Source organism: bacterium, from assembly GCA_021372535.1.
In the GTDB taxonomy this organism is placed as follows: domain Bacteria; phylum Latescibacterota; class Latescibacteria; order Latescibacterales; family Latescibacteraceae; genus JAFGMP01.
Genome location: JAJFUH010000050.1, coordinates 35,875 through 51,910 on the forward strand (window position 1 = coordinate 35,875; position 16,036 = coordinate 51,910).

Genomic DNA, 16,036 nt, shown 5'->3' on the forward strand with positions numbered 1-16,036 from the left:
GACTTCGCGCGTTTCAAAGCATTGCTGCCTGAACGGTAACGCCATATTCTCTCGGTGTCTCTTTCCCAAACCGTATTCATGTAAGTCCGGTACATGCCACTAACGGGAATCCACGATGAGGCTTTACCGATTACTGAAAACGAAGTATGTAATGGACACGTTTTTCTCTCCGCCTCATTCAAGTCTCATGTAGTTCATATTAGTTTCCGGATACTGTTAACGGCCGCATGCACTGGTGAAACGGCTTCAGTATCGAGATTTATACAGTTTTCTCCTTTCTGTCCATTTTTACTGTTTTTTCTTGAGCAGTTGACAATGATGTCGTATCTATCTCATCGGTGATTTCATGTGCTGCTTTTTTAAATTCATTGATTCCCTTGCCAAGTCCACGGGCGATTTCAGGTATTCGTTTTGCGCCGAAAAGAAGAAGAATAACCATAAATATGAGTATCAGTTCTGATGGACCGACACCAAACATATTGCCACCTTCCCATCTTCAAAGTTATACATTGGGTATAAATATAGTATTATGGATACACCCGCTTTGCCGGATACGACAAAGCAGGTGATACATGGACTGTTCAAACGGTATTGCGGCTCGGAAAGAAGACTATGTAAAATTATCCTTGAGGTTGAAGAAAAGAGGAGTATTAACACAAAAGAGAATAAAGGGAGCAGCAGAATTAAAAAGAATAGAGCGGTCTTTTATTATTCTTTGAATAACCGAAGATAATATCCGGTATTTGATAATAATGTGAGAATATTTCATATCAATACAATATAATATATATTTATAAAATATAAAAGAAGAAATTTATGAATTATAATTTAGATTATAAATATAATAAATAATAATGAATTGAGTAAAATTCAGCGAAAAATATATTTATATTTAACCTTTCATTTTAAATGGAAAAAAATAAAAAAGCAATAAAAAAATACAAATATTTTTCTTTAAATAAGTTATATAATTATATATAGATTATATATATAATATTACAAATCAATTAGTTATAAGCATTATCAATCAAAATTCGTGCAAAAAAATATTTTATTGACAGATTAGAATTTTCTAGTATATTATCGCTGCAATTTAAACGACCTTAATAATACTGTTTGATTTTATTCAAACAGTACCATTCTAACAACGTAACCGGTGAAGGGGGGTGGGGTCGAGTTACCATACGGTTTCATACATAGGTAATGCTGGAAGTGAGCGCTTGAAAGTATTTTGAGCGTTTTTTTTATAAGTGTATTTAAATAAATCGCGTATTATCAATAAGTTGTATTATGCGCGTGTGTTTCAAAATCACAACAATTTTCAGGAGGAGGTACTACTATGGATGCTCTGTCATCTGAAAAATCGAGTACGGAGTTTGTCAAACAATCCAATAACACCAAATTATATGTGTTTATTGGATTGTTAGTCGTTCTTGCCGCTCTGTCAGCCTGGCAGTTCTGGTCAATCAACAATAAAAACAATCAGATAAGTGTATTGCAGCAGGAAAAGCTTGCAGGTGAGACCGAACAGCAGAAACTCAAAGCTTCCATTACCGAAATCACCGATACCATCAATGAAGTTGCCAACAAACTCCAGGATGTCCGTAAAAAACAGGTCGCTATCAGCGATATCGTTACACGTTCAGAGGTAAATAATACACAGAAAGCCCAGATCATTAATGACATTACCGCTATTGAGGGACAGCTCCAGCAGGATAAAAAAGATGTCGAAGGTCTGTTGGCCAAAATGAAAAAAACCGATATCAGAATCAAGTCTCTTGAGAAGATGGTAACTTCCCTCAAGAAAGAAATAGAGAAGAATGAAAAATCGATAGCTGAATTGAGAAGCACTATTGAAGAGAAAGATGTCATTATTAAAAATACACAGTATTCTCTGAAAACTACCGAAGATAACCTCAAGGTTGCACAAGGCGATCTCGATCAGACCAGAGCTGATCTTCAGGACACCAGGAATGTTCTCGAGGAGACCAGAAATACTGCTTATTATGTGATCGGCAGCAAGGATGAACTGAAAGCGGAAAACATTCTTTCAGAAAGCGGCAGATTCTACCAGAAGAAGAGCGTTGATCTTGCCGGTGAATTTGACACGGCTGCTTTCACGAAAATTGATATAACCAAACAGAAAGTATTCGCGGTCAACTGCAGCGCTAAAGATGTAAAACTGTTTCCGCTTCGGAGTGATTCGAGCTATAAGCTGGAAGAAACGGAAAAAGGCAAGTCGGTCCTGACCGTGGTCAATCCTGAAAAATTCTGGAAGATTCCGTATGTGGCCATAGTGGTCAAGGGATAAATTCCTGCGACAGGTACGCATCAGTATTGACATGCTGGTTCTGATTATTTTATAATAATAACACTGCTGCTTTAAAAGAAGGATTTGCGGAAGTCCGTAAATCCTTCTTTTTACCTTGGAAGAAGCGTATTATATGCATTGAGGATAAATATATACTTGTTTGACTGTTTCCCGGTTAAAGGATTGATAGTATGAACTTTCAGGTGATTACAACTATCGCTGTTTTTGTGGTTGTATATCTCATTATTTCATTTGAATTGATAAATAAAGCATATATTGCCCTTTTAGGTGCAGGACTTTTTCTTGTTTTAAAAATCATTCCCGTCGATACAGCCTTCAGCAAAGTTGATCTGAAAGTCATATCCATTCTTATCTCCACTATGATTATCGTCAATATTCTGAAAAAGACCGGTGTTTTTCAATATCTAGCCATAAAATCCTCAAAGATGGTTAAAGGCGATCCGATAAAAATTCTTATTTTACTTATGGTTATTACGGCAGTGATATCGGCATTCCTTCCCAATGTTACAACTATCATGATTTTAGGCCCGGTTTCAATCCTGATTGCAGTCGAGCTCGGTATTTCACCTGTTCCGTTTCTTATTCTGCTTGCCGTTGCATCGAATATCGGCGGTACTGCCACATTGATCGGCGATCCTCCCAATATCATGATAGCTTATGGCGCAAATCTGACGTTTAACGCGTTTATATTCAACCTGAGCCCGCTTATTCTTGTCATAATGGTGGGCAGTGTTGGTATTACCTATGTATTGTTCAAAAAAGTTCTTGTCGTACCTTTTGAACGCCGGGCACGTATTATGGAGTTTGATGAAACAAAGACAATCACCGACAAGCCGTTTCTTATTAAGTCCCTCGTCGTACTTGGGCTCGTGATCGCAGGATTCTTATTTTATAATGTGATAAATCTTGATCCGGCGATCGTAGCGGTTTTCGGTGCCACGGTGCTTATGGTAATCACGAAAAACAAACCTGATGAAATTTTCGGCGAGGTCGAATGGACGACCATATTCTTTTTTGTCGGGCTTTTTATTATGGTCGGAACGCTCGAAGAGCTCGGTGTTATCAATTATCTTGCGCATGGAATGACAAAATTGTCCGGAGGTAATATTAAGACCGCGGCAATTACCATTGTCTGGGGATCGGGTATCCTGTCCGGATTCATCGACAATATCCCGTTTGTTGCGACAATGATTCCACTGATCAAGGACTTGAACTTACATATCGATCCGTCAGTCGGCAACGTACTCTGGTGGTCGCTTTCCGCAGGCGCCTGTCTCGGCGGAAATCTCACCCTGGTCGGCGCTTCAGCCAATGTCATTTCGGCCGGTATCGCCCAAAAAAACGGGTATACCATTACATTCATGGATTTTACAAAATACGGAGTTATCTACACCGTCATTTCTCTCATTGTCACAACTATCTATATATATGTAAGATATCTGTTATGACGATACGCATTTCCTGTTCTGCTTTTCTGTAAAGGAGAGGTTGGCGCAGCGTATGACCATGATCTTTTTCATCCTTGGACTCGGAGCGCTCGTTCTTGGCGCCGAGATGCTCGTACGCGGCGCATCGCGGCTTGCGGCAGCGGTCAGAATTTCATCCCTCGTCATCGGACTTACCGTGGTTGCGTTCGGAACCAGTTTCCCCGAACTGGCGGTAAGTGTTCAATCCGCGTTTCTCGGTCAGGCGGATATCGCGCTCGGCAATGTTGTCGGCAGTAATATCTTCAACGTACTCTTAATCCTCGGTATATCAGCTCTCATTGTCCCTCTCAGGGTTTCTCATCAGCTTGTACGGTTTGATGTCCCGATAATGATCGGTGTCTCGATTCTTTTATTCATGATGAGCCTTGACGGAAAAATCGGCAGAGCGGACGGGATTATACTGTTTTCCGGAATCGTGGCATATACGGCCTGGCTTTTCCGTAAAGGCTCAAAAACTGTTGAGGAGCCCGGATCGGTTCAGGCAGCCGGATCAACGAAAGATGTGACAATTTATTATTTTATACTCCAGATTGTGCTGCTTCTTTCAGGTTTGGTACTTCTCGTTATCGGGTCACGGTGGCTCGTGCAAAGTGCGATTGTGATTGCCCATACACTGGGATTGAGCGAGCTCGTGGTGGGTCTGACCATCGTTGCAGCAGGCACCTCGCTTCCTGAAGTTGCCACGTCGATCGTTGCCAGCATCCGCAGGGAACGTGACATCGCCGTCGGCAATGTCGTGGGAAGTAACATTTTCAACATACTGTCGGTGCTCGGTGTTTCAGCATCCATTGCCCCGGACGGTATCCGTGTCGCGCCATCGGCGCTCCATTTTGACATTCCCGTCATGGTCGCGGCTGCGGTAGTGTGTCTGCCGGTTTTTTTTACCGGGAGAATCATAGCGCGGTGGGAAGGGGCGCTTTTCCTCGGTTATTATGGCGCATATACGCTCTATCTTATAATGGCCTCGTCACATCATAATGCACTGCCCGTGTTCAACAGCGTCATGATGATGTTTGTTATTCCGCTTACGGTGCTGGTGTTGGGAGGATCACTTTTGCAGAGTTTCAGGGGGCAATCAGGTGATGGGTAAGTCTGATGCCTGAGTTACCGATGCGGAGGCATGTGCGTTTCACATCACTGCTGTTAAAAAATGGTATTGATTTATAAGTATGTTCAAACGTCTTGTGCGGTTGAAGTAAAACTACAATTCTGAAGGGAAAAATTATGTTTGGAATGAGCTTGGAGCAATTGCTGGTTCTGGTATTTTTCCTGGCGCTTGTCATTTTTCTAATTTACAATATGAAAATTCAAAAATAACAGGCCGTTATTATTTTTCGAAATGATGATATAAGGAGGTTTTACCGATAAAAAGGTAAGGCGGGAAGTATATTTTAAAAAATCGGATTTATGTTAAACAACATGTATCAGCTCAGGATTTCTGCTCACAATCCCTCACGACAGTCCACCACAAAACGCCCTATGCAATCTTCCGTCATTGTAACCGGTAAAGATGGATTATCGTGTAATCAAAAGCAGCAATTTTCCCCACGCGCACTTTCTAACCCATCTCTCCCATGCTGAGCATATCCTTGATTTTCATGAGCCGTGCGCGGTCGGCGCGGTCGTTTTCCTCGAGCTTGTTTGAAATTGATTTGATGGCCGAACCGAGCGTCGGGATAAGCACATATTCGAGCGCATTCACCCGCCGGCGTGTCTTTTCGATCTCCTGAGCCATGCGGAGGACTGCCTCCTCGAGATTGGCGAGTTTCAGGAGCAGGGGGAAGAGGGCGCGGAGCGAGTTGCTGGCGCGGTCGAAATCGGCTTTTGTCGATACCGTGCTGTAGGTGTTGCGTATATCGAACCCTTTAAGGGTCAGCTCCGGCATGGGAACGCTCATGATGATTTTTTTCGCTATGTCCATGTCGAGCCTGGTTTCGTACTCGTCGAGAGCGGCTTCGATAGCCTTTTCGTCCGATGATGCGCCGGCGAGGATAAAAAGATGGAGCGTCGCAGGAAGCTCACGGTCGACCTGCTTTCTGAGACGGCCGTATTCCTCGACAATAGGCATGAATGCCTGGAGAAGCCCTTCAAGCTTATCCTTGAGCAGCTTGTGACCGCGCCGCGCAACGACAAAACGCTTGCGAAGCCCGAGCAGAGCCATTCGTGTCGGGTTGATTTTTATCTGCATAGCTTCTCACTTTGCCGCTTTATAGTACTTTTCAACGTATTCGGGACGGATACGCTTGAGCTCGGTTTTGGGAAGAATGCCGAGCAGTTTCCACCCGAGATCGAGTGATTCCACGATGGAACGGTTTTCGTGTTCGCCCTGAGTAATGAATTCAGCCTCGAAATGTTTGGCAAATTCCATGTAAAGAAGGTCCAGCGGGGTGAGCGCCGATTCACCGAGCACCACTGCAAGCTCTTCCGCATTCTTGCCGCGTGCATATCCTGCGTAAAGCTGATTCATGACACCGGAATGATCTTCACGGGTTTTGCCTTTGCCGATTCCCTTGTCCTTGAGACGGGACAGCGAGGGCAGCACATCCACGGGCGGATAAATTCCCTGCGTGTGGAGGGGACGGCTCTGGATGATCTGGCCTTCGGTGATGTACCCTGTCAGGTCGGGAACCGGGTGAGTTTTGTCGTCCTCGGGCATGGTAAGGATAGGAATCTGTGTGATCGATCCACCTTTACCCTGGATACGTCCCGCACGCTCTTAGATGGTCGAGAGGTCGGTGTAGAGGTACCCGGGATAGCCGCGACGGCTCGGAACCTCTTTCCGCGCGGCCGATATCTCCCGGAGCGCTTCGCAGTAATTCGTCATGTCGGTCAGAATCACGAGCACATGCATTTCGAGCTCGTATGCAAGATACTCCGCCGTTGTGAGCGCCATGCGGGGCACAGCGATACGTTCGATCGGCGGGTCGTTGGCAAGGTTGATGAACAGCACCGAGCGTTCGAGCGCGCCTGTCCGTCTGAAATCCTCGATAAAGAAATTCGCTTCCTCGAATGTAATCCCCATTGCAGTGAATACAACGCCGAATTTCTCGCCCGACTTGAGAACGGTCGCCTGACGGGCGATCTGCGCCGCAATGCGGTTGTGGGGAAGTCCGTTGCCCGAGAACACCGGAAGCTTCTGTCCGCGGACAAGCGGATTGAGAACATCGATGGTCGATATGCCTGTCTGGATGAACTCGTTCGGAAAGTCACGGGCATACGGGTTCATCGGAATGCCGTTCACGTTGGTATATTTTTCGGGGATAATCGGAGGGCCGCCGTCGATCGGCTGGCCGAATCCATTGAAAATACGTCCCACCATATCGGGTGAAAGCCCGATTTCCAAGCCTTTTCCGGTAAAACGAATCTGTGTTGTCGCGGGTTCGAGTCCGCTTGTGCCCTCGAAAACCTGAACCAGTACCGTGTCCTCACGGGTTTCGAGAACCTTACCGCGCCGAATAGTACCGTCCGGCATTTTTATCTCGGCGATTTCACCATAGCCGACATTTCCGACGCCTTTAACAAGGATGAGGGGGCCGACTATGTTTTCAACCGTTCGGAATTCTTTTGATGCGGTTATCATGAATGTTTTGTCTCCGTCAGCAGAGCGTTAAATTCGTCCTTGATTTTTGTTCTGAGGGTATCGAATGCGTCGAGCTTTGTTTCCTCGATCAGCTTGGCGCGGCTTATTTCCACACGTACCGGCAGATCGAGCATTGTGTCGAGATCGACACCCTTCGAGAGAGCATCGGAAGCCTGGTGATAAAAGTCCATGATAATATTGAGCATGTGCGACTGCTTGACCATGGATGTATAGGTATCGATATCATCGAATGCATTCTGGTGCAGGAAATCCTCGCGCACCATCCGGGCAGCTTCGAGGAGCAGGCGATCGGTCGGTGACAGAGAGTCCATACCGACCAGACGGACGAGTTCCTGGAGGTCTGCTTCGCGTTTCAGCATGCTCATGGCTTCCTGGCGGTTTTTAGGCCATGACGGTGAAACGTTTTTATCCGCCCAGTTGTCGACGACTTCCTGGTAGAGCGAATAACTCGAAAGCCAGTTGATTGCCGGGAAATGCCGCTGGAAAGCCAGCTGGTCATCGAGACCCCAGTACACTTTCGTCACACGGAGTGTGCCCTGTACTACGGGATCGGCAAGGTCACCGCCCGGAGGCGATACCGCTCCGATGATGCTGATGCTCCCCTTGCGCTTATCCTTGCCGAGGCAGGTTACGAGTCCCGAGCGTTCATAGAATGCGGCCAGACGGCTCGACAGGTATGCGGGATACCCTTCCTCGCCGGGCATCTCCTCGAGACGGCCCGACATTTCACGCATTGCTTCGGCCCAGCGGCTCGTGGAATCCGCCATAAGGGCCACATCGTAGCCCATGTCGCGGAAGTACTCCGCAATGGTGATTCCGGTGAACACCGACGCCTCGCGCGCCGCAACGGGCATGTTCGAGGTATTGGCCACGAGAACGGTACGCTCCATGAGGGGTTTGCCGCTCGATGGGTCCTTGAGGTGAGGGAATTCGAGAAGAACGTCGGTCATCTCGTTTCCGCGCTCGCCGCAGCCGATAAAGATGATAATATCGGTATCCGACCATTTCGCAAGCTGGTGCTGGACAACAGTCTTTCCGCTCCCGAAGGGTCCGGGAACGCACCCGGTGCCCCCCTTGGTCATGGGGAAGAACATGTCGATAATCCGCTGACCGGTGATAAGCGGGATGACGGGAGGAAGCTTGTCGGCTCGCGGCCTCGATATTCTTACAGGCCAGCGCTGCATGAGCGTGGCGTTATAATCGCCGGTTTCCGTTGCGAGAACGGCGATGGTCTCCTCGACGGTGAATTCGCCGGGAGTGATCGACTTGATTTTCCCCTGTACACCGGGCGGTACCATGATGCGGTGGACGATAAGCTCGGTCTCCTGTACCGTTCCGAGAATATCCCCCGTGCCAACCTCATCTCCCGCTTTTATGGTCGGGGTAAATGCCCATTTTTTCTTACGGTCGAGCGCCGGGCTTTCCGCGCCACGCACGATAAAATTTCCGTACTGTTCCATCAGAACATTGAGCGGCCTTTGGACACCATCATATATGGATGTCAGGAGTCCCGGTCCGAGTTCCACACTGAGCGGAAGTCCCGTGGGAACAACCGGCTCTCCCGGTGCGATGTCTTCCGTTTCCTCGTAGACCTGAATCGAGTAGTTATTACCTTTTATTTCGATAATCTCTCCGAAAAGCCCGAGCTTGCCGACACGGACCATCTCGAACATCCTCGATCCGCTGAGACCCCGTGCAACGACCAGGGGACCGCTCACTTTGATAACCGTTCCCTCTGACCTTGTATCAACCATAATAAAGTCCTTCCATTATGCTTATGAGCTCATAAGTATCTATTATAAAATACCTTACATATTCGAGCGCAACAATGTCATGGCTCCGGCCTTCGCTGTTTGTTATGTCTGTCCGTCCGGCTGTGAGTATTTCTGCCCGAGCAGATCGACTCCGAGTGCACGCGCCACAAGCGACCGCACCTCCTCCATTCTCGCTCCCGGTGTTACCGACAGTGTCGGTATGGGAAGGAGCATGTTCATGGCATTTTCACGGAAATCCGTGATCGCTTCGGAACATTTGCCTGCCAGGTCTTCGGTCATCATGACCATGACGGGCTCCGGTGAACGCTTGATTTCGCTCAGTACGGGGGCGACTTTCGTTTCATCCTCGATTTCCACGAGCTCGCTCCCCAGGGCCTTGAACGGGAGTATATCCGCACGGCGGCCGATCACGACGACTTTAGGCATATTCTCTCCTCAGTGTTTCCATTGCAGCCCTGGGCTCGATTCCGTTGACCAGAGAAGCGAGCGCCAGCCGGAGATTCTCCTGCTCGACAGCATATGCAGCCAGAAATACGAGAACCTTTTCAGGTCCATATGGTATTCCCCTGTATTCAATCGCTTCATCACGGATCACTTCCTGGGTGCAGGCATCGATATTCTGACGCAGTTTCTCCGTTCCCTCGGCGCGGAGTTTCCTGAAAACGGTATCGGAAACCTTTCCCGCAAGCGCTTCGGCGGGATTTGATTCGGAGAGGAGCGCGGTATCCCGTATCATGGCGGTATACATATCGGGCACGACAAACCACTTCTGGATCACCTCGGCAGGAGTGCCGTTCCAGCGGCTTCTCAGAACAGCGGTCCATGTCTGGAGCACGGCCATGGTACCGAGAAGGGTCGAGATCGATTGCTCCGGGGCCTGCGATGCAAGGCTGAGCCTGAGGGTACAGACCGCCGAATCGAGAAAGAGCGATTTGCCAACCGCATCGGTAGTCTGGGGCGCTTCACGGCTTTTGAGCAGGGCTTTGTGAAGGGCGAGCGCTTCGGCTTCTTCGTGAGTCTCCGTCAGGGTGTCGAACGTGCTTTCGAGTTCAGCAGCCGACCCTCCCCGTGCACTGACACGGAGGAAAAGCGTCCTGAACACGATATACCGTTGCAAAACATCGAAAAATGAGACCAGAACGTGCGGCGGTGAATCATGTATGATGCCGTCTGTCAGGTCTTTACCGTAGGATGCAAGAAGACTCGCATAATCCTTTATCGATTCGTCCGACGTGAAAAGCTGACGGTATTGCGTTTTCGCAAGCGACGAGCGTACATCGGACAGCGAGCGGCTCCTGAGCAGCCCTTCGAAAAAGTTCCGGTTGAGCAGAGCCGTTTCCAGTACGCTTATCCGCCCGCTTACATAGCTCCAGTCGGTGGCCGGTGTAGCCCGGAACGATGAACCGGTTTGTGTCATGTATTCATTCATGATTCAAACAATTCCCTGGCAAGTTCGCCCGCTATTGATTCACGGAGCTCGTTGAGTTTTCTGTCGAGTGTGAAATCAACCATATAGGTATCTCCCTCGACGATAAATCCTCTCGATATCCGGTTGTCGGCGCTGACAGAAGTAAATGTACCCTGAGGAGACCGACCGGAATTGATGCGTTTCAGAAATGCACCGTCCAGCAGGGCGGCATCGCGCGGATTCACCTTCAGCGTTCCGCTGATCTCCGGGGACAGGCTCTGTATCCATCCCTCGATCAGTTCAAGATATTCCTTTGCTTCAAGCGACTGAAGCTTTTCGGCAACGATCCCGAAAATATCATCGATCACCCGGTTTTTCGCCTGAAGAACCTCAAGCCGTCCCTCATGACGGGCAAGTCCTATCTGACGGGCGGTTTCACGGGCTGCTGCCGCTTCGGCCTGGTGGAGAGCCTCGTCGAGGGTTTTCTGGTTTTCTCCGCGAGACTGCGCCAGAAGTTCATCGCTTTCCCCACGGGCTTCTGCAAGAATTTTATCCGCGTCTGCCCGGGCATCGGTCGTGATCGCATTCTCAACTTTATCGAAACTCATTGTTCCTTCCTTTCCGCGGATTAATTATCCCAGGCTGGAAAGCGGCGCAGTGAGCCAGAATGTCATGAGAATACCGATGAGGAGCGCGACAACCGCATAGGTTTCCACGAGTGCGGGAAAGAGTATGGCCCGGCCGCCTTCATCGGGCCTTTTGCCGACCAGATTGATCGAAGCCGCCGATGTCATTCCCTGGTTGATGGCGCTGATCAACTGGACAACGCCGACACAGATACCTACAAAGAGGAGGCCTATTCCTATCGGAGGAGCGAGTTTGACTGCCTGATCGATCGATGCGATAAGATTGATTTTCATGGCAATGAAAATTGCACAGATAAAACCGTAAAATCCCTGCGTGCCGGGAAGGGCCATAAGGACAAGAAGCTTTCCGAACAGGTCGGGTTTTTCAGCAAGAACCCCCGCAGCCTGCGAACAGGCTATCCGGATTCCCATTGCACTTCCGACGCACCCTAACATAACCGCTGCCATTCCGCCAAGAACAGCCCAGCCTACCCCGGTATGAATGAAGTAGGTATTGATAAACTGCTCCCACATTATAGTGTTCCTCCTTTTGAAAACCCTGCCTGAAAATATCAGGAGTGATATGAATTAATTCTCTCTATTATTATGGTGCATGACCTCAAATGCCTGGGATAAAGCCCGATCTTCATCATCGGGAGCGTCAGAAACTATTCACCGCCCTTTAATTCTCTGTCAGGTCGAGACGGCTGCTGCTGAATCCGAATGGTTTGAAGGGAACGCCGCCTCCCTCGTAAAACCTGCTGAACCATTCGAGCAGAATCAACCGCGCCGAATGTACAAAGGCGCTCAGTATACTCATGACAAAATTGAAAACATGCCCGAATATGATCAAAGCAATAAATAACACCCAGCCCACATAGGGTATTTCTTTCAGCATGCCGCCGATAATGTTGAATGACATGCCCACAACCGATGTCGTCATGCCGAGCGCCATCAATCGTGAATAGCTGATGACATCACCTACAAACGCCGTTGTGCCATAAGTGCCCATGATACCATACAGGCTGACCACACCGGCGATGAAACGCGGAACCAGCCCCTTCTGATCGCGACCCTGGGTGAGGACGAGGCCGATGGCGGCGATAATGAATAAGACGAGTGCCGGCATGGTGACCAGCCGCGGCCCTTTCATAACCAGAGAAAGCGCAAGAACGATCAGACTTATCAGATACACGAGCCACAGGACACCGTCATAGATGGACGATGCGATGTCCCCTCTCCGGAAGTCCCGGAGAAACCGCATGAATATCCCGTAAAGCTGATTGGTCACTCCGATCCCGACAGCGATTCCGAGCGCTACTACCGGTTTCGTGAGCGGATCGAGCAGGCACAGCTTCAACCGCAGTTTATCGACAACGTTGCCTTCGCCAAAATACATGGGCAGATCGGCTCCCCAGCTTCCGACTGCAAAACCGAATATGACCGTACTGACACCGGCGTAGGTGAACAGCCTGAAGAACTGGACAAGCCCCTTCTGGTCACGGAACCGCTTCCTGAGCCACCATGCGAGAAGAATGAGCATGACGCCGTAGAGAACATCACCGTAGCAGATGCCGAAAAAGGTCAGGAATGACAGGGTAAGAAACGCTGTGGGGTCGATGCCGCGGTACGACGGCAGTCCGAACATCTTGACCAGAAGACCGGCGGGCCGCAGGAAATTGTTCCACGAAACGCTCACCGGCGGCTCTTCGCCTTCGTAGGTCTGAACGGGGACAAATTCGGCTGACGGAAACTCAGCTTCAAGGCGCGCCCTGAATTCATCGATGCTGTTTGCCCTGATAAATCCCCGGACGGCGAACAGGTTGTTCGATGTCACCATGTGCTGCTGGTCGATAATACGGTTCCGCTCGCTCTCCCAGTAGATGTGGGTAAGCGTAGCCCTGTGTATCCATTCTTTCGAGAGATTTGCTCCTTGTTCACGGAGTTCCTTTTCCCGTGACCGTGCGGTCTGTATCTGCTCTTCGAGCGATGCGATGGCTTCGGTTACCGTTCCCTGAATCGGGGGAAGGACAATTTCACGGAGGCTGTAATCGATGATGATTTCATTCAGTGATTCCGACAGGGCGGGAGGAGCGACCATGATATAGATTGTCGTGTTGCCTCTGACGGAGAGTTGTTCGACATGAATATTCTGCTCGGAAAGACGGGTGTCGTTCAGAAACGATTTCTGTGCCTGACCGGTCACTCCGACAAGGTGGAAAACGACATGGTTGACCGCTCTCAGCCGGCTGATGTCCACTTTAAGAACATCGAGCTCGCCGAGCCTGTCACGTTCCGCGGCAAGATGTATGCGCTGCTCTTCGGCTGATTCGATATCGCTCTGGAGTTTCTGGCAGGCGGATGCAAGTGAGTCGGGATCGACCGCATCGGCGGCTTCCTTTATCTCACAGGAAGATGCGAGCATCCGGACGGGGAACAGGCTTTCCAGAAAATCTCCGGGAGTCTTGTGAATTTCGCGGAGAAAATCGACTACCCCCTGGAGTTTTGACGCCTGAATATCGGCATGAGAAGAATCCTCCTCGATCGGGCTGAAACGTTCGGACCAGTTCTCGGGGGTCTCCCTGAATTCATCGATATGGACCTGGCGCTCCCGGTACAGCCATTCGACAAACCTGTCGCGGTGGCTTGACGGAACGAGCAAAAGAATGCTTTCCATCCGCTCGATACTCATGGTGTGCTTCCCTTTATCCTGGAGATAATACGGTTTACGCTGCGGTCTACCGATTCGCGGGGGAGATTTTTAACCGATTCCGCCATCGTTTTATATTCTTTCCGTACACGGTCAAGTTCTTCATCACGTTTCCGGGCGGCATCGTCATTGATTCGGGTGGTTTTTTCGGCTATCTGCTTCTGTAAAGCCAGTTTCTCATCTTCTATACGCTTGAGAGTATCCTGTTTGATTCTGCCGGCTTCGGCGTGTGCTTCGGAACGGATATTCTCAGCCTTTGAATCGAGATCGATTATTCTGGAAATTATGTTTTCGGCTGAATGCATGGGGCGGTCTCCTGTAAAACTTCAAATGAGATTTAAAACCTACACGAGACGGGGAAAGAATATGTATTGTACTTGCAATTCATATATTCTTGATAATTAATCGATATATGTTCAATTAATACCAAAAATTAACAATTCCTGCTAATATAATTGATGATATGAATTGAGGTCAAGATAATTTCTGGTAAATATTTGATAGTTTTTTCCGGTTGTATTTTGCTATACGAATGCAGGAAATAACTACACCACAAAGACACAGGAAACACGATACGGAATTGTCAGAAAAAGTGAAAACCCGCTATAATCAGTTTAATCCGCTAAAATCCGCTTTCAATTATCCGATCGAAACCTTTTAATAATTCTCTTTCACATGCACTGATCCCTGATATAATGCTTTTCTTCCCTCTCCTGTTTACGGGAGAGAGACCGAGAGTCAGAGTAATAATTCTACGAAATTCAGTACGAATTTTCTGCGGAGACTGAATAGAAAAAGAGTATAGAGCAGGCACCGGTATCATGACCGGTTTTTAGCGCGTTTCGTGAATATCGTTTCGTTCGTTACGAGAGGTCTTGCACGGAAGCCGATGCTCAATATATACCCGAGCGTGATATACAGAAACATCAGGCCGCTTCGGAGACCGAACATATCGCCGAGTCCTCCGATAATGAGGGGAACGACTGCACCCCCGACGATTCCCGTGCATAAAATCCCCGATACCGCGCCGTGATGTTCTTTCAGAGAGTTCAAGCCGAGGGAAAATATGATTGACCACATCGACGAAGCGAAGAATCCCACGAGGGGGAAAGCATAGAGGGAAACCTGAGCAGGGCCGAAAAGAGCGGCGGTCAGGCACCCGGTCGCGCCGGCCGAAAAGATGATGAGCACGGTTCTGCTGTCGAGGATTTTAAGGAGAATGAGCCCGAGCACGGTGCCCGCGGTAAAGAGTCCCCAGAACCATGAAACCGCCTTTGCGCCGGTTATATGAGGATCGAAACCATGATAGACGGCGAGGAATTTCGATATCCAGTTTGCGACACCCTGCTCGGTGCCGACATAGGCGAAAATTCCGATAAAAAACATGATGACGGTGGTGTTCTTCAGGAGGTTACGGCTTTTTTCCCACGATCCGACACGTTCATCGTCCTTCAGCTCGACAGACGGAAGTTTAATCAGCACCATGACGAGGAGCATCGCAAGCGAGATAACAGCGAATATCCAGTATATCGAAATCCATGCCAGGCCCGGTGGCACAACCTTCGACAGGAATGATATAAGAGCGTTGCCGGGTGCGGCATTCCCTGAAAGGCGGGTGACCAGATACGAATAGACCCGGGGACTGATATAGGAGGCCGAACCGAATACGAGCTGTACCATGACCATGTTGAAAGCATAATGCTCTTCTCCGCCGGCAACCCTCAGAAGGGGATTGAGTGTCACCTGGAGCATGGTCATTCCGGCACCGATCAAGAAGAGCGAAATCATGGCGATCCGGAAGTCTGCGAACAGGGCGAAAATGAGGGCGCCCGCGAAAGCGACGGAAAAAGATGCCACAAGGACTGGTTTCTCATGGAACCGTTCGACACCGAAGCCGGATGGTATTGACATGAATCCGTACGCAAGAAAAAAGGAAAAGGGCAGGAGGGCGGCCAGAGTCAGGTTGAGCTTGAAACTGTCGATGATATCGGGAATAATCGGGCCGAGAATGTTTGTGAGGAACGAAATAACGAAAAATACAACAAGAATGAGAAAAACAAGGCCGCGATACCGTTTCATGACATTTGCCTTCGGGCG

13 protein-coding genes and 1 pseudogene are annotated in these 16,036 nt (G+C 48.9%); 3 read left to right on the plus strand and 11 right to left on the minus strand.

Annotation, left to right across the window (positions count from 1 at the left end):
* Positions 1 to 259: 259 nt before the first annotated feature.
* The gene (locus LLG96_05515; protein MCE5249661.1) at positions 260 to 478 is read right to left on the minus strand and encodes a twin-arginine translocase TatA/TatE family subunit; all 219 of its coding nucleotides are present in this window, start codon (positions 476 to 478) and stop codon (positions 260 to 262) included.
* Between the two features lie 861 nt (positions 479 to 1,339).
* Here LLG96_05515 and LLG96_05520 point away from each other — a divergent pair.
* The 3 genes from LLG96_05520 to LLG96_05530 all read left to right on the plus strand — a co-directional run bounded on the left by LLG96_05520 (position 1,340) and on the right by LLG96_05530 (position 4,909).
* Entirely contained in the window at positions 1,340 to 2,311 is a 972-nt protein-coding gene (locus LLG96_05520) for a hypothetical protein (protein ID MCE5249662.1), read from the plus strand.
* Positions 2,312 to 2,502: 191 nt separating this feature from the next.
* Positions 2,503 to 3,780, plus strand: coding sequence for an ArsB/NhaD family transporter (locus tag LLG96_05525; protein MCE5249663.1), 1,278 nt, complete (start codon positions 2,503 to 2,505; stop codon positions 3,778 to 3,780).
* Between the two features lie 52 nt (positions 3,781 to 3,832).
* Entirely contained in the window at positions 3,833 to 4,909 is a 1,077-nt protein-coding gene (locus tag LLG96_05530; GenBank protein MCE5249664.1) for a calcium/sodium antiporter, read from the plus strand.
* A 468-nt stretch (positions 4,910 to 5,377) separates the two neighbouring features.
* Here the strand turns inward: LLG96_05530 and LLG96_05535 are convergent, their stop codons facing one another.
* From LLG96_05535 to LLG96_05580, 10 genes and pseudogenes are all read right to left on the minus strand, one after another.
* A complete protein-coding gene (locus LLG96_05535) occupies positions 5,378 to 6,007 on the minus strand; it encodes a V-type ATP synthase subunit D (protein ID MCE5249665.1) in 630 nt (209 codons plus the stop codon).
* A 6-nt stretch (positions 6,008 to 6,013) separates the two neighbouring features.
* Positions 6,014 to 7,396, minus strand: a pseudogene (locus LLG96_05540) (V-type ATP synthase subunit B).
* Complete coding sequence (locus LLG96_05545; GenBank protein MCE5249666.1) at positions 7,396 to 9,174, minus strand: V-type ATP synthase subunit A; 1,779 nt, start codon at positions 9,172 to 9,174, stop codon at positions 7,396 to 7,398. The pseudogene LLG96_05540 and the gene LLG96_05545 overlap by 1 nt, the downstream one beginning before the upstream one ends.
* Positions 9,175 to 9,276: 102 nt before the next feature.
* Positions 9,277 to 9,621, minus strand: coding sequence for a hypothetical protein (locus LLG96_05550; protein MCE5249667.1), 345 nt, complete (start codon positions 9,619 to 9,621; stop codon positions 9,277 to 9,279).
* Positions 9,614 to 10,624 (minus strand): hypothetical protein, encoded by a 1,011-nt coding sequence (locus tag LLG96_05555; protein ID MCE5249668.1) that lies wholly within the window; start codon positions 10,622 to 10,624, stop codon positions 9,614 to 9,616. The genes LLG96_05550 and LLG96_05555 overlap by 8 nt, the downstream gene beginning before the upstream one ends.
* Complete coding sequence (locus tag LLG96_05560; GenBank protein MCE5249669.1) at positions 10,621 to 11,211, minus strand: V-type ATP synthase subunit E; 591 nt, start codon at positions 11,209 to 11,211, stop codon at positions 10,621 to 10,623. The genes LLG96_05555 and LLG96_05560 overlap by 4 nt, the downstream gene beginning before the upstream one ends.
* 24 nt (positions 11,212 to 11,235) lie before the next feature.
* Positions 11,236 to 11,763 (minus strand): V-type ATP synthase subunit K, encoded by a 528-nt coding sequence (locus LLG96_05565; GenBank protein ID MCE5249670.1) that lies wholly within the window; start codon positions 11,761 to 11,763, stop codon positions 11,236 to 11,238.
* A gap of 148 nt (positions 11,764 to 11,911) precedes the next feature.
* Positions 11,912 to 13,921 carry a hypothetical protein gene (locus tag LLG96_05570; protein ID MCE5249671.1) on the minus strand — a complete coding sequence of 670 codons (2,010 nt, stop codon included), beginning with the start codon at positions 13,919 to 13,921 and terminating at the stop codon, positions 11,912 to 11,914.
* Positions 13,918 to 14,244 carry a hypothetical protein gene (locus LLG96_05575; GenBank protein MCE5249672.1) on the minus strand — a complete coding sequence of 109 codons (327 nt, stop codon included), beginning with the start codon at positions 14,242 to 14,244 and terminating at the stop codon, positions 13,918 to 13,920. The genes LLG96_05570 and LLG96_05575 overlap by 4 nt, the downstream gene beginning before the upstream one ends.
* A gap of 514 nt (positions 14,245 to 14,758) precedes the next feature.
* The gene (locus tag LLG96_05580) at positions 14,759 to 16,018 is read right to left on the minus strand and encodes an MFS transporter (GenBank protein MCE5249673.1); all 1,260 of its coding nucleotides are present in this window, start codon (positions 16,016 to 16,018) and stop codon (positions 14,759 to 14,761) included.
* Between the last annotated feature and the right edge of the window lie 18 nt (positions 16,019 to 16,036).